Annotated in this window: 13 protein-coding genes; 8 read left to right on the top strand and 5 right to left on the bottom strand. The window is 69.2% G+C overall.

The window, feature by feature from the left end:
* Position 1 precedes the first annotated feature (1 nt).
* Positions 2 to 1,327, bottom strand: a complete 1,326-nt coding sequence (locus AB3X08_RS04375) for a CitMHS family transporter (protein WP_369936486.1) — start codon at positions 1,325 to 1,327, stop codon at positions 2 to 4.
* 139 nt (positions 1,328 to 1,466) lie between these two features.
* The gene (locus AB3X08_RS04380; RefSeq protein ID WP_369936487.1) at positions 1,467 to 2,666 is read right to left on the bottom strand and encodes an OprO/OprP family phosphate-selective porin; all 1,200 of its coding nucleotides are present in this window, start codon (positions 2,664 to 2,666) and stop codon (positions 1,467 to 1,469) included.
* 321 nt (positions 2,667 to 2,987) lie between these two features.
* Between AB3X08_RS04380 and AB3X08_RS04385 the strand changes: the two genes are divergently transcribed.
* The 4 genes from AB3X08_RS04385 to AB3X08_RS04400 all read left to right on the top strand — a co-directional run bounded on the left by AB3X08_RS04385 (position 2,988) and on the right by AB3X08_RS04400 (position 7,029).
* Entirely contained in the window at positions 2,988 to 3,668 is a 681-nt protein-coding gene (locus tag AB3X08_RS04385) for a hypothetical protein (protein ID WP_369936488.1), read from the top strand.
* Positions 3,669 to 3,858: 190 nt separating this feature from the next.
* Positions 3,859 to 4,572, top strand: a complete 714-nt coding sequence (locus tag AB3X08_RS04390) for a response regulator (RefSeq protein ID WP_369936489.1) — start codon at positions 3,859 to 3,861, stop codon at positions 4,570 to 4,572.
* On the top strand, positions 4,565 to 5,953 hold the full coding sequence (locus tag AB3X08_RS04395) for a sensor histidine kinase N-terminal domain-containing protein (protein ID WP_369938418.1): 1,389 nt from the start codon (positions 4,565 to 4,567) through the stop codon (positions 5,951 to 5,953). The genes AB3X08_RS04390 and AB3X08_RS04395 overlap by 8 nt, the downstream gene beginning before the upstream one ends.
* Positions 5,950 to 7,029 (top strand): ABC transporter substrate-binding protein, encoded by a 1,080-nt coding sequence (locus AB3X08_RS04400; RefSeq protein WP_369936491.1) that lies wholly within the window; start codon positions 5,950 to 5,952, stop codon positions 7,027 to 7,029. The genes AB3X08_RS04395 and AB3X08_RS04400 overlap by 4 nt, the downstream gene beginning before the upstream one ends.
* 24 nt (positions 7,030 to 7,053) lie before the next feature.
* Here the strand turns inward: AB3X08_RS04400 and AB3X08_RS04405 are convergent, their stop codons facing one another.
* Positions 7,054 to 10,203 carry a diguanylate cyclase domain-containing protein gene (locus AB3X08_RS04405; protein WP_369936492.1) on the bottom strand — a complete coding sequence of 1,050 codons (3,150 nt, stop codon included), beginning with the start codon at positions 10,201 to 10,203 and terminating at the stop codon, positions 7,054 to 7,056.
* A 111-nt stretch (positions 10,204 to 10,314) separates the two neighbouring features.
* On the opposite strand from AB3X08_RS04405, the gene AB3X08_RS04410 reads away from it, so the two are divergent.
* Positions 10,315 to 10,953 carry a LuxR C-terminal-related transcriptional regulator gene (locus AB3X08_RS04410; protein ID WP_179567135.1) on the top strand — a complete coding sequence of 213 codons (639 nt, stop codon included), beginning with the start codon at positions 10,315 to 10,317 and terminating at the stop codon, positions 10,951 to 10,953.
* Positions 10,954 to 11,065: 112 nt separating this feature from the next.
* Positions 11,066 to 11,407, top strand: a complete 342-nt coding sequence (locus tag AB3X08_RS04415) for a DUF5713 family protein (RefSeq protein ID WP_184412056.1) — start codon at positions 11,066 to 11,068, stop codon at positions 11,405 to 11,407.
* Between the two features lie 248 nt (positions 11,408 to 11,655).
* Here AB3X08_RS04415 and AB3X08_RS04420 read toward each other — a convergent pair whose 3' ends face one another.
* Both AB3X08_RS04420 and AB3X08_RS04425 read right to left on the bottom strand, forming a co-directional pair.
* Positions 11,656 to 14,304 carry a PAS-domain containing protein gene (locus AB3X08_RS04420; RefSeq protein ID WP_369936494.1) on the bottom strand — a complete coding sequence of 883 codons (2,649 nt, stop codon included), beginning with the start codon at positions 14,302 to 14,304 and terminating at the stop codon, positions 11,656 to 11,658.
* 246 nt (positions 14,305 to 14,550) lie between these two features.
* Positions 14,551 to 15,723 carry an OprO/OprP family phosphate-selective porin gene (locus tag AB3X08_RS04425; protein WP_369936496.1) on the bottom strand — a complete coding sequence of 391 codons (1,173 nt, stop codon included), beginning with the start codon at positions 15,721 to 15,723 and terminating at the stop codon, positions 14,551 to 14,553.
* A gap of 473 nt (positions 15,724 to 16,196) precedes the next feature.
* Between AB3X08_RS04425 and AB3X08_RS04430 the strand changes: the two genes are divergently transcribed.
* Positions 16,197 to 17,561 carry a dicarboxylate/amino acid:cation symporter gene (locus tag AB3X08_RS04430; RefSeq protein WP_369936498.1) on the top strand — a complete coding sequence of 455 codons (1,365 nt, stop codon included), beginning with the start codon at positions 16,197 to 16,199 and terminating at the stop codon, positions 17,559 to 17,561.
* A 150-nt stretch (positions 17,562 to 17,711) separates the two neighbouring features.
* Positions 17,712 to 20,006 (top strand): NADP-dependent malic enzyme, encoded by a 2,295-nt coding sequence (locus AB3X08_RS04435; RefSeq protein ID WP_369936500.1) that lies wholly within the window; start codon positions 17,712 to 17,714, stop codon positions 20,004 to 20,006.
* The last annotated feature ends 125 nt before the right edge of the window (positions 20,007 to 20,131 follow it).

The raw sequence follows: 20,131 nt of genomic DNA on the forward strand, positions 1-20,131 counted from the left end.
CTCACTTGGCCAGCGGAAAGAGACCGAATAACAGCCCGCCGCCCATCAAAAGCAACGACACCAGCACCGCCCACTTGATGGTGAAGCGCTGGTGGTCGGCGAAATCGACCTTGGCCAGCCCGACCAGCAGATAGGTCGAGGGCACCAGCGGGCTGAGCAGGTGCACTGGCTGTCCGGCCAGCGAGGCGCGCGCCATTTCCACCGGGGTGATGCCGTAGTGGCTGGCCGCTTCGGACAGGATCGGCAGCACGCCGAAGTAGAACGCGTCGTTGGACATGAAGAAGGTGAACGGCATGCTGGCCAGTGCGGTGATCACCGCCAGGTACGGGCCCCAGGCGTCGGGAATCACCGCCAGGAAGCTGCGCGACATCGCTTCGACCATGCCGGTGTTGGACAGGATGCCGGTGAACACGCCGGCGGCGAAGATCAGCGACACCACCGACAGCACGTTGCCGGCGTGGTTGACCAGGCGCCGGCGCTGCTCGGCCAGGTTCGGATAGTTGATCAGCAGCGCCAGCGCGAAGCCGATCATGAACAGCACCGGCATCGGCAGCACGCCGACCACCAGCGCCGCCATCAGCGCCAGGGTCAGCGCCAGGTTCACCCACAGCAGCTTCGGCCGCTTGATGTCCTCGGCGTCCTCCACGGTCGGCAGCGCGTCGCCGTCGTCGGCCACGCTGCTGTCCATCCAGCTGTCGCCCGGCAGCGCGGCCACGCCGAGGCGGCGCCGCTCCTGCATGCCCAGGTACCAGGCCAGCAGCAGGATGCCGGCGATCGCCAGCGCCATCGCCGGCACCAGCGGCACGAACACGTCGGCCGGGTCCACGTGCAGCGCGGTGGCTGCGCGCGCGGTCGGTCCGCCCCACGGCGTCAGGTTCATCACTCCGCCGGCGAGAATGGTCACGCAGGTCAGGTTCAGCGCGTTCATGCCGATGCGCCGGTACAGCGGCAGCATCGCCGACACGGTGATCATGTAGGTGGTGGAACCGTCGCCATCGAGCGAGATCAGCAGCGCCAGCACCGCGGTGCCGACCACGATCTTCATCGGGTCGCCCTTGACCAAGCGCAGGATGCGCCGCACCAGCGGGTCGAACAGGCCGGCGTCGATCATCACCCCGAAGTACAGGATCGCGAACATCAGCATCACGCCGGTCGGCGCGATCTTCTTGATCCCTTCCAGCATCATCTCGTTGATGCCGGTGCCGAAGCCGCCGGCCAGCGCGAACACGATCGGCACGATGATCAAGGCGACCAGCGGCGACAGCCGCTTGCTCATGATCAGGTACATGAAGGTGATGACCATTCCGAAACCGAGCGCGGTCAGCATGAGCGTTCCTCAGGGTGGTGCGTGAAAGAAGTCGGACGCAGGAGCCGAAAAAGGGATCCGCGGAAAGGAAGCCGATAGCGCGTCACATCGCGCAACCTGCTTCTGCGATTCCCGAATCCCCATTCCCCAATCCCGGCCTTCAAAAGTCGTACTGGAAGCGGCCGGTGATCGCGCGGGTATGGTCCAGCGTGGTGCCGGCCAGGTGGTCGCGGTTGCGGCTGTCGATCAGGTTCAGCATCAGGCGCAGGTTCGGCTTGAGGTACCAGTTGCCGGCCAGCGTCCACGACGCGGTGGACGCATCGAGGAAGTCCGCCTGGCCATCCAGGTGCTGCTTGCCCTGCATGCGGTCGTAGCGCAGCGCAAGTTCGAACGCGCCGCGCGGGTTGTTGACCTGCTTGATGCGGGTGAAGCGGCCGGTCTTGCCGTCGTAGCGGCGCGATTCGCCGGTGACGAACCAGCTGACGAAGCCGTAGGCGGACAGCACCTGCGCCCGCTGCGCGCCGTCGTCGAACAGGCCGCCGCTGAATTCGCCTTGCCACGACAGCGGGCCGCGCACCTGCGCGTACTCCAGCGACCACTTGTCCACGTCGGTATCGCGGCCGTCGGCGAAACGCGCCAGGGTGACGCGGCTGTCGTCGGACAGATGCCCAGCCGGGCGCGGGCGGATGCTCAAGGCCGGCGCGCCGTTGGCGCCGGGGTGGTCGTAGCGCTCGTGCGCCAGCGACAGGCCCAGGTGCAGCACGTCGCCATCGCGTGCACTGGGCGCCCAAGTGCCGCGGCCGCCGAACGCATCGCCCTTGATGTTGGACACGTCGATGCTTTCCAGGCTGTAGACGCTGGCGGCCCAGGTGTAGTCCTTGCCGGCGGCCTGCCACGACACCGCCTTGCGGTACAGCGGCGCCAGCGTGCTGGCCGCGCCGCTGCGCTCCAGGAACTGGCCGAAGTTGGAGCCGGTGCGGTCGTCCAGCGAGAAGTACTGCTTGAACTGGCCGACGCTCAGCGTGCCAGCGTCGAACTTGCGGGTCAGGTAGACGTCCTTGGCCTCGATGCCCTTGCCGTTGAAGTCGTCCTGCAGCCCGGCGAAATCGCCTTCGACCTTGTAGCCGAAGCCGAAGAACTTGCCGGACACGTCGATCCACAGGCGGCGGATCTCGGTGTCGTCGGGATTGGGCGTGCCGCGCTGGTCGTTGTCGAACTGGGCGAAGTCCCAGTGCAGGCGGCCACCGATCTCGGCGGTGACCGGGCCGTCGTCGTCCCCATCGGCGGCCCGCGCCAGCGCGGGCAGTGAGAACAAGGCGCAGGCGCAAGCGCCGCACAGGCTCAATTTCTTCAGGTCCACGTACCCTCCCAGGTGCGCGCAGCGCGTCGATGAGTCGGTAGCCCGCAGCGCAACGCGCAGGCCAGCGTGGCTGCAGCCTAGTGCGGCGTAGCTGTCATCGACCTGTCGGTGGGGAGCCAACCGTTTCGGCGCGACCGCTAGCCCATTGCCGGACCTTCCGCCCCGGCGCGCGGGCGGCGATGGCGACTGCTGCAGCGCTCGTCGTTGTGCAACCGGCGCAGTCTAGGTAGGTTATCGGCGCTGGACTTTCGGCCAGCGGGAGACCGCGTTCCCTCGCGTCGCGGCATCTCCCTGGTCCCAATGCCCGTCATCGGAGTCGCCATGCGTAGAGTGCTCGCGGGCCTGTCGGTCCTGCTTCTTGCGGTCGGAGCGTTCATGCTTTGGCAGCGGGCGCCTGACGCCGCGCGCTCGCAGTCAGGCACTGGAACCTCCGCTGCCGCCGCTAACGGCGACACGCGCGATGCGCTCGCCGACGGCGCAAAAACGCGCTCGGGGACGGACCTGCTTCGAGCCGAGGAACCGCAGCCCGCCCTCGCCGACACGTCCACTGCAACGCAGGATCCCTCACCCGCAGCTGCGGCGGAGATGGCATTCCTCACGGGAAAATCGATCGACGGCGACACGGCCATGCGTGTCATCGGCGGCAAGGACTTCGACCTCATTCTGCAAAAGGTCGCAAGGCAGGCCGAGTCCGACGGACTGAACAAGTCCAGGGCCTACAAGGAGAATTTCAAGGACTACCTGCGCGAGGCCGATCCTGGTTTCGCAGTCAGAGATGTCGCATGCGGATCCCATGTCTGCATGGCATCGGCCTCGAACACGCACCTCAGCGATGCGCAATTCTCCACTGCAGTGCAGGCCATGGCCGGCTCTGTCGATGCGCCGATGTATTCCACCGTCATGCAGACGTTGCCGGATCCGGCCGTGCCTGGCGCTTACCAATACCGGCTTATTTTCACCACGGATCCGAGCATGGCGGCGATCACCATGCGGTCGCCGTGAACGCGTCATCGGTAGGCGCAACGGCGATGGCCGTGATCTGCGGTTTCGGTGCCGGGCATCGCCGCCGCCTGAATCGCCGGCCCGATTGCCGGCTGCCAGCGCGACCCGAACGAGTCAGCATCCGCCGGCCGAATGGCTCTTGCGAATCCCCAAGTCCCGCTTTCCACAGGTGCATGGCTGGTCATCCCCAATGCGTCTCTTACTAGTCGAGGACAACGCCGATCTGGCCGATGCGATCGTGCGGCGCATGCGCCGCAGCGGGCATGCGGTGGATTGGCAGAGCGACGGGCTGGGGGCGGCCAGCGTGCTGCGCTACCAGAGCTTCGATCTGGTGGTGCTGGACATCGGCCTGCCCGGGCTGGATGGATTGCGCGTGCTGGCCGGGCTGCGCGAGCGTGGCGACACCACGCCGGTGCTGATGCTGACCGCGCGCGACGGCATCGAGGACCGGGTGCAGGCGCTGGACGTCGGCGCCGACGATTACCTGGGCAAGCCGTTCGACTTCCGCGAGTTCGAGGCGCGCTGCCGGGTGCTGCTGCGGCGCAACCGCGGCAATGCCAGCGAAGTGGTGCAACTGGGCGGCTTCGCCTTCGACAACGCCGCGCACAGCGTCAGCCTGGACGGTGCGCCGATCGAGCTGCCCAATCGCGAATATCGCCTGCTGGAAATCCTGATCGGCCGGCTCGGCCAGGTGGTGGGCAAGGACGAGATCGGCAACGGGCTGTTCGGCTTCGACGACGAGGCCGGGCCGAATGCGATCGAGCTGTACGTTGGGCGCCTGCGCAAGAAGCTGGTCGGCGCGCCGCTGCGCATCGTCACCGTGCGTGGGGTCGGCTACAAGCTGGAAGCCGCGGATGCGCAAACGCCATCGACGCCGCCGCAGGACACGCATGGCGATGGCTGAGGCCGCGCTGCCGGCACCGTCGATCCGGCGCACGCTGCTGCTGTACCTGGGGGCGCTGTCCCTGCTCGGCGCGGTGGCGCTGTTCTTCGCCGCGCGCGATTACGGCCAGCGCGCGGCCAACCGTTCCTACGATCACCTGCTGGTGTCCTCGGCGCTGTCGATCGTCGATTCGGTGGCGCTGGCCGACGGGCAATGGCAGGTGGACCTGCCGTATGCGGCGCTGGATCTGTTGGCGATGGCGCCGGAGGACCGGGTGTTCTACCGCGTGTTCGATGCGCGCGGGCGCACCATCACCGGCTACGGCGATCTGCCGAAGGCGCCGGCGCTGCCGCGTGCCAGCGCGCCGCCGCAGCTGTTCGATGCGCCCTACAGCGGCGAGCAGGTGCGCTTTGCGGTGGTGGCGCGGCGGGTGTCGTCGGCGGCGGTGCAGGACGAGGTGTGGGTGCAGGTCGGGCAGACCCGGCGCGCGCGCGAAGCATTGGCGCAGGATGTGGTGCTGCACGCGCTGGTCGCGATCGCGGTGCTGTCGCTGCTGTCGCTGGCGCTGGTGTGGCTGGGGGTGTATCGCGCGTTGCGTCCGCTGCACCGGATCGAGCGCGACCTGTCGCGGCGCGAGCCCTCGGAGCTGAAGCCGCTGGCGGTGGCGGCGCCGCAGGAAATGCACCAGATGGTGGCGGCATTGAACCGCTTCATGGCGCGCCTGGCCAGCAGCAACGAGACCTTGCGCGCGTTCATGGCCGAGGCCGCGCACCAGATGCGCACGCCGCTGGCCGCGTTGCGCGCGCAGGCGCAGCTGGCGCTGGACGACGACGATCCGCGCGACATGCGCCGCAGCCTGGAGGCGATCGAACGCAACGCCACGCACATGAGCCGGCTGCTCAACCAGTTGCTCAGCGACGCCAGCGTGATCCACCGCGCCAACCTGCAGCGCTATGCCAGCGTGGACCTGGCCGAGGTCGTGCACCAGGCGCTGCACGAAGCGTTGCCGCAGTCGCAGCCGCGGCCGCGCGTGCAGCTGGCCGTCGCCAGCGAGCCGGCGATGGTGCATGGCGATGCGCTGCTGCTGCGCGAGGCGATCAAGAACCTGATCGACAACGCCAGCAAATACGGCGGCGACGGCGCGCTGCAGGTGGCGCTGACCTGCGAAGCGCGCGATTGCGTGGTGACCGTGGCCGACCACGGCCCCGGCATCGCCGCGGCCGACGCAGAACGCGTGTTCGAGCGCTTCGCGCGCGGCGAGGGCGCGGCCGCCGGCGGCGCCGGGCTCGGCCTGGCGATCGTCAAGCGCGTGGTCGACAGCCACGGCGGGCGCATCGATCTGTCCAACCGCGTCGGCGGCGGCCTGATCGCCAGCCTGCGCCTGCCCAGGTTGCATCCATGATTCCGCTTGCCTCGTTTCGCGCGGCCGTCCTGCTGCTGGGCTGCGTCTTCGCGCATCACGCGCTGGCCGCGCCCGGCGACATCCGCCGCTTCCCGGCGCAGGGCGGCGCCGAGGCGCAGCTGTGCATCCAGGGCTCCACCGACATCGAAGTCTTCGCCGCGGTGATCGGCGACTACCAGCGGCTGCACCCGCGCACCGAGGTGGTGTATCAGGACGTGATCGCCTGGGACATGTACCAGCGCTACCTGCATCCGCGGCCCGGCGCACGCTGCGCCGACCTGCTGATCAGCGCCAGCATGGACCTGCAGACCAAGCTGGTGAACGACGGCCACGCGCTGGCGCACCGCTCGCCGCAGACCGAGGCGCTGCCGGCGTGGGCGCAATGGCGGCACGAGGCGTTCGGGATCAGCTACGAACCGGTGGCGATCGTCTACAACAAGACGCGGCTGCCGGCGGCGCAGGTGCCGCGCACGCGCCGCCAGTTGCTGGAGCTGCTGCGCGCGCCGGGCATGCCGCTGCGCGGCAGGATCGGCACCTACGACGTGGAGCGCAGCGGCGTGGGCTATCTGTTCGCGACCCAGGACGGGCAGATCGGCAGCATGGCCGGCGCCTTGCTGGCGGCGATGGGCGACAACCAGGTGGTGCTGGAGGAACGCACCGGCGTGCTGCTGGACCGGGTCAGCCGTGGCGAACTGCTGCTGGCCTACAACGTGCTCGGGTCCTACGCGCAGGCGCGGATCGACGCCGGCGCGCCGCTGGCGATCGTGCAGCCGGAGGACTACACCCTGGTCGCGCTGCGCACTGTGGTCATCCCGCGCGATACGCCGCACGCGGCCGAGGCGCGCCGGTTCCTCGACTATCTGCTGTCGCCGCGCGGGCAGCGGGTGCTGTCGCGCGAGGCGCGGCTCAAGCCGATCCTGCCCGGGGCCGGCGGCAGTGGCAGCGCGACGCCGGCCACGCCTGCATTCCGCCCGATCGCGCTGGGCCCGGGCTTGCTGGTGTACCTGGACGCGCTCAAACGCCGCCAGTTCCTGGATGCCTGGCGCAGCAGCATGCGTCGCCATCCGCCGCGCTGAACGCGCCGCCGCGGACGCCGGCGCTCAACGCGCGAAATGCGGCGGCTGCGCGGTGGAATGCACGATGCGCACGCTGTCGCCGAGCTGTTCGGGCGCGCCGCCGGCAAGCAAGGCCTGCACGCTCGGCCGATCCGGCGCAGCGCCGGCGCCCACTCCGACCCAGGCGTTCTTGCCGGCGCCCTTGGCCGCATACAGGCAGCGGTCCGCCAGGCCCACGCTCTGTTCCCAGTCGCCCAACGCCGGCCATGCCGCCACCAGCGGCCATGGCGCGAAACCGATCGAGCAGGTCAGGGTCAGTTCGCGTTGCTCCAACGCGAAACGCTGCGCAGCCACCGCCGCGCGCAGCCGCTCGGCCAGTGCCTCGGCCGCGCCGTCGCGCGGCAGGCGGGTGACCAGCAGGAATTCCTCGCCGCCCCAACGCACCAGCAGATCGCGCTCGCCGCACAGCGCGCGCAGGCTGTCGGCGCAGTGCACCAGTGCGGTATCGCCGGTCTGGTGGCCGTAGTCGTCGTTGATGCGCTTGAAGTTGTCGAGGTCGATCATGAAGAAATACAGCGCATCGGCGCTGCTGCCGGCATCGAGCTGGGCGCGCAGTGCCGGGCATTCGCGGGCCAGCCAATCCTGCAGTTCCCGTCGGTTGGGGACCCGGGTCAGCGGGTCCAGGCGGGTGGCCGCTTCCAGTTGCGCATTGCTCTGCAACAGCTGCTGGTTGGCGCGCTCCAGCTGCCGCGTGCGCTCGGCGACGGTGAGGTTCAGCAGTTCCACCATGTCGCGCTCGCGGTTGACCGTGCGCCGCACCCGCTGCGCGGTCAGGCCGAGCAGCAGCAGGCCCAGCAGCGCGTACCCGGCATACGCCAGCGGATGCCGCCACGGCGGCGGCCGCACCTCGATCTGCAGCGTGCGCGCGGCGCCGAACTGGCCGTCGCGTCCGGCCGCCTGCAGTTCCAGCGTGTAGCGGTCCGGCGGCAGATGGCTGACCGAGAATTCGCTGTGCGCGGTCTGCGGATAGATCCAGCCCTTGTGCAGGCCGTCCACCCGGTAGCGCAGCCGCGCCGTGCCCGGCGCGGTGAAATCGATCGCGGTCATGCCCAGGGTGAACACGTTGTCGCGATAATCCAGCGCGATGTCGTGCGCATACACCACATCGGTCTCGGTCTGCCGCTTGCCCGCGTGGTCGCCTTCGCTGGCGTCGAGCACGCGCAGGTCGGTCAGCACCGCGCGCGCGGGTTGGCTGCGCAGCGGCAGCTTGCGCGGGTCGATTACGTCCACGCCCTGCGTGCCGCCGAAATACAGCAGCCCGCGGCTGTCGCGGTAGCCCTGGCCGCTGTTGTATTCCTGGTTCTGCAGGCCGTCGCGGCTGCCCAGGTTCTGCACGATGCGGGTGGCCGGGTCGAGTACGCTCAGGCCGTTGTTGGTGCTCAGCCACAAGCGTCCCTGCGGGTCCGGCAGGATGGTGTAGATGACATTGCTGCTCAGGCCTTCGCGGTCGGTGTAGCGCACCGCCAGGTCGCGCTTCAGGTCCACCGCATACAGTCCGCCGGAGAACGTGCCCACCCACAGCACGCCGTCCTTTTCGTAGAGCGACCACACCGACGGATACAGGCCGGCGCCGCCGGGTCGATACGGCTCGGCCGGCCGATCGCCGCGCATGCGCCACAGGCCGCAGTCGTTGCAGCCGATCCACAGCGTGCCCTGCGTATCGCGGTAGATCCGGGTCAAGATGCGCCCGGCCAGTGGCGCCCAGCGCGGATCGTCCTGGACGCGGCCATCGACCACCCGGGTCAGCCCGCGGCGCGTGGCCACCCACAGCGTGTCGCCCTCGCGCAGCAGGCCGTTGACGTGCGCGTCGGCCAATCCGTCCACGCGCGCCAGCGCGCCGTTGCCGTCCAGGCGCCACAGGCCGTGGCGGGTGCCCAGCCACCAGTGGCGGCCGTCGCCCTCGATGGCGCGCACCATGCGCGTGGCCAGCGCGGCGGGGACCTGCCAAGGCGCGTGGTCGCGCTCGCGCAGCAACAAGCCCTGATCGGTGCCGATCAGCATGCGCGCGCCGTCGCGCCAGATGCCGCGCACGCTGGGACTTGGCCAGGCGTGGGTGTCGCTGAGGTCTTCCTCGTCGTTGCGGATCACCGCCGACATCGGCCGCACCCGGTACAGGCCGGCGGTGTAGGTGCCGATCCACCAGGTGCCGTTGCCGTCCTGGTAGAACCGGGTGATGGCGCTTTGCGGCGGCACGTCGAAGCTCAGCCGTCGCGGCGTCGCCGCGTCCTTGTCCAGCTGCGTCACCGTGGCATTGGTGGAGCCGACCAGTACCCGCCCGTCGGCCAGGCGGATCAGCGCGCTGAGATCGCTGCGCCCGGTCAGCAATTGCTGCGGGCTCCAGTGCGCGAGCGTGGCGCCTTGCGCATCGAGCTTGAACAGGCCGGCGCTGGCCGAGGCCAGCCACAACCCCTCCGGCCCGGATTGCAGGCCCACGCATTCGTCGATGCCGGACGGCGCCGGCAGCGCCTGGCGGGTGCTCGCGCCGAGCAGCCACAGCCGGCAGCGCCGGTCCAGCGCCACCGCGTGCTTGCCGTCGGGCATCCAGGTCAGGCCGACCACCGGCGCATCGCCGCCCAGCGGCAACACCTGGCTCAGTGTCGCGTCGACGCGGTCGATGCCGTGCTCGGTGCCGAGCCAGGCGCCGCCCTGCGGATCGATCAGGATGTTCATGATCCGGTTGTGCGACAGGCCTTCGGCCACGCCCAGCCGATGCCGTTTCCAGGTGGCCAGGTCGATCACTTCCAGGCCGGCGTCGTTGCTGCCCAGCCACAGCCGGGTGCCGCGGGCGTCGAAGGCGAGGCTGTCGACGCTGCTGCTGAGCAGGCTCTGCCGGTCGCTGGCGTTGAGCTCGTGTCGGTAGACGCGGAACAGATGGCCGTCGAAGCGGTTGAGGCCCTCCTGCGTGGCGACCCACAGGAAACCCTGGTCGTCGCTCTGCAGCGCGGTGATGGTCAGCTGCGACAGCCCGTCGTCCAGGCCGAAATGCTCCAGGCTGCTCGGCAGCTCGGTGTCGTCGCCGCTGTCTGCGAGCGTCGCGGCCACGCTCGCGCCCGGCGCCAGCAGCGCCGCCAGCAGCGCGCAGCGGCGCAGGGTCGGGCGCAGGCCGCGCAGCAGGGTCGAAAGGGTCTGGATCACGCCTCGCTATCGGCCGCCACCGCTGCGGCTTGAACGCCGCCGCTGCCGGGGGTTGCCCGCTTCCAGACGCAGGACCGGCACGGCCGCGGCCGCGCATGCCAGACTGTAGGCATGGATGCGCCCACGATTCTGGTCGCCGACGACCATCCCCTGTTCCGCGCCGCGGTGCTGCACGCGCTGCGCCAGGCCTTGCCGCGCGCGCGGGTGACCGAGGCCTCCAGCGCCGCCACGCTGGATGCCGCATTGGCTGCGCAGGCGCACGCCGACCTGGTGTTGCTGGACCTGGCGATGCCTGGCGCGCGCGGTTTCTCGGCCCTGCTGCACGTGCGTGGCGAACGTCCGGAGGTGCCGGTGGTGGTGATCTCCTCCAACGACCACCCGCGGGTGATCCGCCGCGCGCAGCAGTTCGGCGCGGCCGGCTTCATTCCCAAGTCCTCGCCGGCCGAGACCATCGGCATCGCGGTGGCGGCGGTGCTCGACGGCGGCACCTGGTTTCCGCCGCTGACCGCCGCGCGTTCGGAAGCCGACGCGCAACTGGCGGCACGCCTGGCGCAGCTGACCCCGCAGCAGTTCCGCGTGCTGCTGTGCCTGGCCGACGGCCTGCTCAACAAGCAGATCGCCTACGAGCTGGGCCTGGCCGAGAACACGGTCAAGGTGCATGTGACGGCGATCCTGAAAAAGCTCGAATGCCACAGCCGCACCCAGGCCGCGGTCCTGGTCAAGGCGCTGGAGCCGGAAGGCGAGGCCTGAATCCCGCGCGGCGCTAGGCCGTGCGGCGGCCGGGCGTTTTCCGCCGCGCCCGGATACGCGATGCTATGCACTGGCGCCCGCGCTTCCTGCGGGCGGAAAGGATCCCCGGACCATGCCTATCCGCAACGAGCAGATCGCCTACTACCCGTTCCTGCAGGAAATGCTGGACGACGATTATTTCCCTTCCTTTCTGGTCGGCAAGGGCCAGAAGATCCTGCTGCGGCTGTGCGAGGCGATCGAGGCGCAGGCCCCGCCGGACCTGCCGGCGCTGTACAAGCTCACCCACGCCGCCACCGAGGAATTCAACGCGCTGGCACTGGAGTTCGAGGCGCACGACAGCGAGATCGAGACCGCCGCGCGCGACAACATCGGCGTGGACTTCCTGTACATCGCCAAGACCTATGGCTTCGATGCGGCCGACGCCGAGGAGTTGATCGCGCCGCGGGAGTGGTGAGGTGCTGCGGTGATGGGTGCTATCCGCTATGCGAGACGCTTTCGCGCCGGACCCTCACCCCAACCCCTCTCCCGGGGGAGAGGGGCTAGTCGGCTGTTCCTTCTCCCTGCGGGAGAAGGTGCCCCGAAGGGGCGGATGAGGGTACGGGCGTAGCCTCGTGGACCCAAACGCCGCGAGTCGCTTTCGCGCCGTACCCTCACCCCAACCCCTCTCCCGACGGGAGAGGGGCTAGCGCTCCGGTGGGAGCGCTAGCCCCGCCGCAACAGCATCTGCGTCATCAGTGCGCGCAGGGCCGGTGCGCGCACCGGCTTGGACAGGAAGCCCCATCCATGTTCCTGGGCCAGCGCGCGTAGCGCCGGGTCCGGTTCGGCGGTGACCAGGATCGCTCGCGGCTCGGCGTTCCAGCGCTCGCACAGCTGCGCGAACAAGGCCGGGCCGTCGCGCTCGCCCATGCGCACGTCCAGCAATACCAGCTCCGGCGCCTGGGCTGGTTGCGCGGCGGCCAGCGCCTCCTCCGGGCCGGCGGCCAGTTCCACCCGGCACGCCCAGCGTTCCAGCAGCGTGCGGCTGGCTTCGCAGACCCGTGGGTCGTCGTCGATGCACCACACCCGGCAGCCGTGCAGGATCGGGTCGTCGCCGTGGTCGCTGGCCACCGCGGTCGGTGCCTGCGCCTGCGCCGCCGCGGCGGCGTCGCCCAGCGCCACGGTGACCGCGAACACGCTGCCGCGGCCGAGCTGCGAGCGCAGGCCGATGCGGTGCCCGAGCAGGCGGCCGATGCGCTCCACGATCGCCAACCCCAGGCCGGCGCCGCGGTCGTGGGCGACCCCGTCGCCGAGGCGGCGGAATTCCTCGAAGATCTCCTGCTGCAGCGCCTCGGGGATGCCCGGGCCCTGGTCGTGGACCTCGATGCGCAGGGCGTCGCCGTCGCGGCGGCAGCCCAGCAGCACGCGGCCGCGCGGGGTGTAGCGGATCGCGTTGGACAGGAAGTTCTGCAGGATGCGCCGCAGCAGGGTCTCGTCGCTGCGCACCGCGGCGCGCGTGGGCACGTAATCCAGGCGCAGGCCGCGGTCCTCGGCGACGATCCCGAACTCGTGCGCCAGGGTCTGCAGCAGCGGTCCCAGCGCGAAGTCGCGCACCTGCGTCTTCAGCGTGCCCGCTTCCAGCCGCGAGATGTCCAGCAGGCTGTTGAGGATCGCGTCCTGCGCGACCAGCGCGTTGTCGACATGGTCGGCGATCTGCCGCGCGTCGGCGTCGTGCAGTTTGCCGCGCAACGCGGACACGAACATGCGCGCGGCGTTGAGCGGCTGCAGCAGGTCGTGTACCGCCGAGGCGACGAAGCGGGTCTTGTAGCGGTTGGCGTTCTCGGCCTCGCGCTTGGCATCGGCCAGGTCGCGGGTGCGTTCGGCGACGCGGTGCTCGAGCGCGTCGGCCAGCGAACGCAGTTCGCGCGCGGCGTTCTTGTAGCTGGTGATGTCGGCATAGCTGGTGACGAAGCCGCCGTCGGGCAGCGGGTTGCCGCGGATTTCCAGCACCGTGCCGTCGTCCTTCTCGCTCTCGCGCATGTGCGGGCGGCCGCTGCGCAGGTGGTCGAGGCGGCGCTGGATCGCCGCTTCCACCGGGCCGGGGCCGAGCAGGCCGCGGCGCGCGTTGTAGCGGAACACGTCCTCGATCGGGCGGCCGATGCGGATCAGGTCCGGCGGGAAACGGAAGATCTCCAGGTAGCGCGAATTCCACGCCACCAGGCGCAATTGCGCATCGATGATCACCACGCCCTGCGGCAGATGCTCCAGGCTGCGGCTGAGGCCGGTATCGGCCTGTTGCGCGGCCTGCACCACGCCGTCCTGCGCGGTGCGCAGTTCCTGCGCATGCTGTTGCAGCAACGACTCCAGCTCGCGCCGGCTGCGCTGGCGCAGCCGCGCCAGGCGTTGCCGTTGCTGGAACAGCAGGCCCAGGAACACCAGCGCCAGCCAGATCCCGGCCGCGGCCAGTGCGGCGGCGCGGCCGGCGGCGCGGCTGCCGCCGATGTCGTGCAGCAGATGCAGGCGCCAGCCGCTTTCCGGCAGCGCCATGCTCTGCCACAGCAGCGGCGCCGATTGCGTAGGCGCGTCGATGCGCATCACCTGACCGCCATCCTCCAGTGTGGCCAGGCTGCGCCGCCGCGCGGGCAGCAAGGTCTGCCGGGCATATTGGCGGGTGGCCAGCAGTTCGTCGCGTTCGTGCGCGCTGAGCGCCTGCAGCTGGCGGTAGCGCCATGCATCGCGGCTGGACAGGAACACCACGCCATGGCGATCGCTGACCAGGACGACGTCGGGCACGCGCAGCCATTCGCGTTCCAGCGCGGCCAGTTCGATCTTGATCACGATCACGCCGAGGGTGCGCCCGGCATCGTCGTGGATCGCCTGCGACAGAAAATAGCCGGGGACGCCGGTGGTCATGCCGATGCCGTAGAAGCGGCCACTGCCCTGCGCCAGCGCCTGCTTCACGTAGGGGCGGAAACTGTAGTCGGCGCCGACGTTGCTGCTGGCCAGGCGCCAGTTGCTGGCGGCCACCGCCACGCCGTCGGCATCGATCAGGGTCAGCGTCGAAGAGCGGGTGACGTCGTTGGCGCGTTCCAGCTTCAGGTTCAGCCGCTGATGCGCGGCGGCGTCCAGCGGCCGGCTCAGCGCCTCGCGCAGTTCCGGATCCAGCGCCAGCACCTGCGGCAGCGTGCGGTAGCGGTCGATGCGCTGCTGCAGGGTCTGCGCGTACAGCTCCAGTTGCTGGCGCAGTTGCCGGCTCTCGGCGCGCAGCGCGCGCTGTTCGGCGAAATGCCCGGCCGACAGCATCGCCAACGCCATGCCGCCGAGCGCGGCGAGCAGGAGCAGGACGAAGCGGCGATAGCGCAGGGCAGGGTACATGCGGAGTGGGCGCGGTCGGAACGGTATCGTGCCAGCTTAGCGGCAGTGGCACGCGTGCTGGTGGCGATGCGTTGCGCGGCCGGTCGCCGCGTCGCGCCGAACGCGCGAGCGGCCCATCGCGGCTGAGGCCGAATGCACGACGGCAGCGCCGGCCCGTGCGCAGGGCCGGCGCTGCCGCCGTGTGTCTTCGCTGCGAACGCGTCGCGATCGGACAGGGCCGATCGCGATGCGATCAGGGCCTGCCGATCAGAACTGCACCTGCGCGCGCAGGTCGATCGAGTCCGGCTTGGTGTGCACGCCGGCACGTTCGGCATCGGCGCGCACGTAGTTGGCCTGGAACTTGAAGTGACTGGTCAGGTACCAGTTGGCGCCCACGGTCCAGTCGTGCTGGCGGCCACCGAGCACCGTGCCGTCGTCCAGATCCAGGCGGCTGTAGCGCAGCAGCAGTTCGACCGCGCCGTAGGCGTTGGCCGGCTTGATGTTGGCCACGTTGCCGGCGCTGTACGGGCGCGACTCACCGGTCAGCACGTAGCTGGCGAACACGTACTGGCCGTCGGCGGTGTAGTCGGGGCGGCCGTTGTCGCGGGTCACTTCGGCGCGCAGCGCTTCGCCCTGCATCGAGAACGGACCCTTGATCCAGATTCCTTCCAGGCCGGTGCGGCGCACCTGGTCGGCATCGACCAGGGTGCCCGAATCGACCAGGCGCACATCGGTCAGGCCGGCTTCCGGGCGCGCACGCAGGCGCACGCGCGGGCTGAAGCTCACGTCCAGGCCGTTGTGGTAGCCGCGCGGGTTTTCCTGCGAATACGCCAGGCCCAGGTGCAGCACGTCGCCCTCGGCCTTGAACGGGGTCCACACGCCACGCACCGCCTGGGTGGTGCCGGGGTTGTCGCCCTGCAGATCCTTGCCGCCGTACGCGCCGGCCTGCAGCAGGTACTGCGGACGCTCGAAGGTCCACTCCACGCCGGTGCGGCGGCCCTGGTAGATCGCCTGGATCGGCAGCGCGGTTTCCAGGAAGCTGTCGGCGCGCGAGCTGGTCACGCCTTCCAGGCCGACCGGCACCTTGATGTAGCCCAGGCGCACCTTGCCGTAGTCGCTGCCGAACAGCGCCTTGGTCTCGAAGCGGAAGAACACGTCCAGCCACAGCTTGGACTGGAAGTCGAAGTACACCATCGCGTCGTAGACGCCCTTCTTCTTCAGCGTGGCGCCGAATTCCTTGCGGCGGAACGCGTTGTCGTCTTCCAGGCGCGCGTCGTCGTCGGAGAAGTTGTTCCAGTCGTAGCCGTAGTTGCCGGTCACGGCCAGTTCGGTGCCGTCGTTGAAGGCGACCTTGGTCGGCCAATCGTCGAATCCGTTGGCGGCAGCGGCAGGAGCGGCGGCGGTCAGGCACAGCGCAGCGAAGAGAAGGGTATGGCGCATGGTGTGATGTCTTCTTGATGAGGAAAAAGCGCGCCGGCACTCGACTGACGGGACGGCAAGGCTTGCGCGGGCGGTGCAGCGGGAGACCGACCGCGACCTTCCCTCGGTCGCGGTGCGGGGCGCATCGCCGGAATCACGAGCCGCCCGCATGCAATAGCGGACGAATCCGGCGGTTCTTTACAGCGGTGTTGCGATCCTGCGACGGCGCATCGCCCCTGAATACGCATGCGACGCCGGCAGCGCCGGCGGCAGATCGGCAGGCGACGCGGCATCGGCGGGCATTCCCATGGCCGGCCTTGCGCGTCGCACCTCCCTCCCGTGAGCGTGCCGGGACACTGTAACTGCGTCCGCGGCGTCACGAACAGGGGACTAGTACCAATAGGTTATCTGCTTAGAAGCTGGCGCCGCGTACAAAGGCAGCATTCCGCGACCTGCGTCGGGTCGCCGGTCTACATCCGCTCCGGAGCGCACACATGCATATCCCCGCTTCCCCTGCCGGCCACGTGCCGCGCCCTGTGCCGTTCTACAGGCATACGTACGTCCAGGTGCTGGTCGCCATCATCATCGGTGCCTTGCTCGGCCATCTGGAACCGTCCTGGGGCACCCAGCTCAAGCCGCTGGCCGACGCGTTCATCAAGTTGGTGAAGATGATCATCGCGCCGGTGATCTTCCTGACCATCGTCACCGGCATCGCCGGCATGACCCAGCTGAAGATGGTGGGCCGGGTGTTCGGCAAGGCGATGATCTACTTCCTGTTCTTCTCCACCCTGGCGCTGGTGGTGGGCATGATCGTCGCGCACGTGGTGCAGCCCGGCGCGGGCATGAACGTCAATCTGGCGACGCTGGACCAGAGCAAGGTCGCCAGCTATGTGCAGAAGTCGCACGACCTGACCCTGGTCGGCTTCCTGATGGACATCATTCCCAATTCGCTGATCGGCGCGTTCACCGGCGACCAGGTGGTCAACGGCAAGCTGGCCGGCCCCAATGTGCTGCAGGTGCTGTTCGTCGCCGTGTTGTTCGGCGTGTCGCTGGCGCTGGTCGGCGAGCGCGGCAAGCCGGTGGTGAACCTGCTGGAGGCGCTGATCGCGCCGGTGTTCAAGCTGGTGCACATCCTGATGAAGACCGCGCCGATCGGCGCGCTGGGCGCGATCGCCTACACCATCGGCGAACACGGCCTGCACTCGCTGGTGCAGCTGGCCTGGCTGGTCGGTTCGTTCTACGTCACCTCCCTGCTGTTCGTGGTGGTGATCCTCGGCGCCGTGGCGTACCTGTGCGGGTTCTCGATCTTCAAGCTGATCCGCTATCTGAAGGCGGAGTTGTTGCTGGTGCTGGGCACGTCCTCGTCCGAATCGGCGCTGCCGTCGCTGATGGAGAAGATGGAGCGCGCCGGGTGCGAGAAGTCGGTGGTCGGCCTGGTCGTCCCTACCGGCTACTCGTTCAACCTCGACGGCACCAACATCTACATGACCCTGGCGGCGCTGTTCATCGCCCAGGCCACCAACACCGAGCTGACCCTCGGCCATCAGATCACGCTGCTGCTGGTGGCGATGCTCAGCTCCAAGGGCGCGGCCGGCGTGACCGGCGCCGGCTTCATCACCCTGGCGGCGACCCTGGCCGTGGTGCCGGAGGTGCCGGTGGCCGGCATGGCACTGATCCTGGGCGTGGACCGCTTCATGAGCGAGTGCCGCTCGCTGACCAACTTCATGGGCAACGCGGTGGCGACCGTGGTGGTGTCGCGCTGGGAGAACGCGCTGGACCGCGATCGCCTGCGTCTGGCGCTCGACGGTGGGACCGTGCCGCTGCCGGCGGTGACGGCCGAACCGCTCCCCGCGCGCTGATCAGCGGCAGTGCACGACGCGCCGGCAATGCCGGCGCGTCGCGTTTTTTCAGGCGCCGGCGCGCGCGGCGACAGCCGCCAGACAGGACCGGCCATGGTCGCGGAGGGTAGAATTCCAAGCCTCCGCGCCTTTCGACAAAAGAAGCCCTCGATGTCAAACGACGATTTCAAACAGGCCGCTCTCGACTATCACCGCCAGCAGCCGCCGGGCAAGATCAAGGTCGCCGCGACCAAGCCGATGCTGACCCAGCGCGACCTGTCGCTGGCCTATTCGCCAGGCGTGGCGTTCGCCTGCGAAGCGATCGTCGCCGATCCGCAGCAGGCCAGCGAGCTGACCGCGCGCGGCAACCTGGTCGCGGTGATCAGCAACGGCACCGCGGTGCTGGGCCTGGGCAACATCGGTCCGCTGGCGTCCAAGCCGGTGATGGAAGGCAAGGGCGTGCTGTTCCAGAAGTTCGCCGGCATCGACGTGTTCGACATCGAGATCAACGAGAACGACCCGGACAAGCTGGTCGACATCATCGCCAGCCTGGAGCCCACCTTCGGCGGCATCAACCTGGAAGACATCAAGGCGCCGGAGTGTTTCATCGTCGAGCGCAAGCTGCGCGAGCGGATGAACATCCCGGTGTTCCACGACGACCAGCACGGCACCGCGATCATCGTCGGCGCGGCGGTGCTCAATGCACTGGTGGTGACCGGCAAGAAGATCGAGGACGTCAAGCTGGCCACCACCGGCATGGGCGCGGCGGGCATTTCCTGCGTCAACATGCTGGTGTCGCTGGGCCTGAAGCCGGAGAACATCCTGGCGCTGGACCGCGACGGTGTGATCCACACCGGCCGCACCGATCTGGATCCGGACAAGCAGCGCTATGCGCGCGATACCGACAAGCGCACTCTGGCCGAGATCGTCGAGGGTGCGGACATCTTCCTCGGCCTGTCGGCCGCCGGCATCCTCAAGCCGGAGATGGTGGCGACGATGGCGCCGCAGCCGGTGATCTTCGCGCTGGCCAATCCCAATCCGGAGATCACCCCGGAAGCGGCCAAGGCGGTGCGCCCGGACGCGATCATCGGCACCGGCCGTTCGGACTACCCGAACCAGATCAACAACGTGCTGTGCTTCCCGTACCTGTTCCGCGGCGCGCTCGACGTCGGCGCCACCGGCATCAACGAGGCGATGAAGATCGCCTGCGTCAAGGCGATCGCGGCGATGGCGCGGCGCGAGGCCTCCGACCTGGGCGCGGCCTATGGCGGCGAGACCCCGAGCTTCGGCCCCGATTACCTGATCCCGCGGCCGCTGGATCCGCGCCTGCTGGTGGAGCTGTCCTCGGCGGTGGCGCAGGCGGCGATGGACTCGGGCGTGGCCACGCGTCCGATCGCCGACATGGAGGCCTACCGCGACAAGCTCGGCCAGTTCGTCTACCGCACCAGCCTGATGATGAAGCCGGTCTACGACCGCGCCCGCGCCGACAAGCAGCGCGTGGTCTATGCCGAGGGCGAAGAGGAAGTGGTGCTGCGCGCGGTGCAGAGCGTGATCGACGAAGGCCTGGCGTTCCCGATCCTGATCGGCCGCCCGGACGTGATCGAGGCGCGCATCCAGCGCCTGGGCCTGCGCATCACCGCCGGCGTGGATTTCGAGATCACCAACATCCACGACGATCCGCGCTTCAACGACTACTGGCAGTACTACCACTCGCTGACCGAACGCCGCGGCGTCACCGTCACCGCGGCCAAGGAGCTGATGCGCTCGCGGCCGACGCTGATCGCCGCGGTGATGGTCGCGCGCGGCGAAGCCGATGCGCTGCTCACCGGCGTGGTCGGCCGCTTCCACAAGAAGCTCGGCTACGCGCGCAGCGTGATCCCGCTGGAGCCGCGGGTCAGCTCGACCTCGGCGATGACCGGGGTGATCAACCCGCAAGGGGCGTTCTTCTTCCTGGACACGCACGTGCAGGAAGATCCGAGCGTGGAGCAGATCGTCGAGGCCACGCTGCAGGCCGCGTTCCGCTTGAAGCTGTTCGGCATCGAGCCGAACATCGCGCTGCTGTCGCATTCTAACTTCGGCAGCCACGACTCGCGCGACGCGCTGAAGATGCGCCAGGTGCGCGAGGCGCTGCTCAAGCGCAGGCCCGAGCTCAACATCGACGGCGAGATGCAGGGCGACACCGCGTGGGACGAAGCGCTGCGCAAGCAGATCATGCCCAACAGCACCTTGAAGGGCCGCGCCAACCTGTTCGTGCTGCCGAACCTGGAAGCGGCGAACATCGCCTACAACCTGGTGCGCGTGTTCACCGACGGCGTGGCGATCGGCCCGATCCTGATGGGCATCTCCAAGCCGGTGCACATCCTCACCACCAGCGCCACCTCGCGCCGGGTGATGAACATGACCGCGATCGCCGCGGTCGATGCGCAGATCCGCAAGCAGCTGGAAGCGGAGAAGGGCGCGCCGTAAGCGGAGCGCTTTGGCGCGTTCGGCCCGATGCGCGCAGCCGCCGATGGCTGCGCGTTCTCTGCGCGGCCCGGCCCGTTGGTTGGTGCGTATGGCGGGCTGCCTGCAGCGCGGCCCTGCAGGCAATC

Origin of the sequence: Xanthomonas sp. DAR 34887 (assembly GCF_041245805.1) — a bacterium.
Taxonomy (GTDB): Bacteria; Pseudomonadota; Gammaproteobacteria; order Xanthomonadales; family Xanthomonadaceae; genus Xanthomonas_A; species Xanthomonas_A tesorieronis.

Excerpts from the sequence above, each read along its gene's own strand:
- AB3X08_RS04395 (WP_369938418.1), top strand. The coding sequence starts at position 4,565 with ATGGCTGAGGCCGCGCTGCCGGCACCGTCGATCCGGCGCACGCTGCTG.
- AB3X08_RS04410 (WP_179567135.1), top strand. The coding sequence starts at position 10,315 with ATGGATGCGCCCACGATTCTGGTCGCCGACGACCATCCCCTGTTCCGC.
- AB3X08_RS04415 (WP_184412056.1), top strand. The coding sequence starts at position 11,066 with ATGCCTATCCGCAACGAGCAGATCGCCTACTACCCGTTCCTGCAGGAA.
- AB3X08_RS04385 (WP_369936488.1), top strand. The coding sequence starts at position 2,988 with ATGCGTAGAGTGCTCGCGGGCCTGTCGGTCCTGCTTCTTGCGGTCGGA.
- AB3X08_RS04375 (WP_369936486.1), bottom strand. The coding sequence starts at position 1,327 with ATGCTGACCGCGCTCGGTTTCGGAATGGTCATCACCTTCATGTACCTG.
- AB3X08_RS04430 (WP_369936498.1), top strand. The coding sequence starts at position 16,197 with ATGCATATCCCCGCTTCCCCTGCCGGCCACGTGCCGCGCCCTGTGCCG.
- AB3X08_RS04420 (WP_369936494.1), bottom strand. The coding sequence starts at position 14,304 with ATGTACCCTGCCCTGCGCTATCGCCGCTTCGTCCTGCTCCTGCTCGCC.
- AB3X08_RS04400 (WP_369936491.1), top strand. The coding sequence starts at position 5,950 with ATGATTCCGCTTGCCTCGTTTCGCGCGGCCGTCCTGCTGCTGGGCTGC.
- AB3X08_RS04390 (WP_369936489.1), top strand. The coding sequence starts at position 3,859 with ATGCGTCTCTTACTAGTCGAGGACAACGCCGATCTGGCCGATGCGATC.
- AB3X08_RS04435 (WP_369936500.1), top strand. The coding sequence starts at position 17,712 with ATGTCAAACGACGATTTCAAACAGGCCGCTCTCGACTATCACCGCCAG.
- AB3X08_RS04425 (WP_369936496.1), bottom strand. The coding sequence starts at position 15,723 with ATGCGCCATACCCTTCTCTTCGCTGCGCTGTGCCTGACCGCCGCCGCT.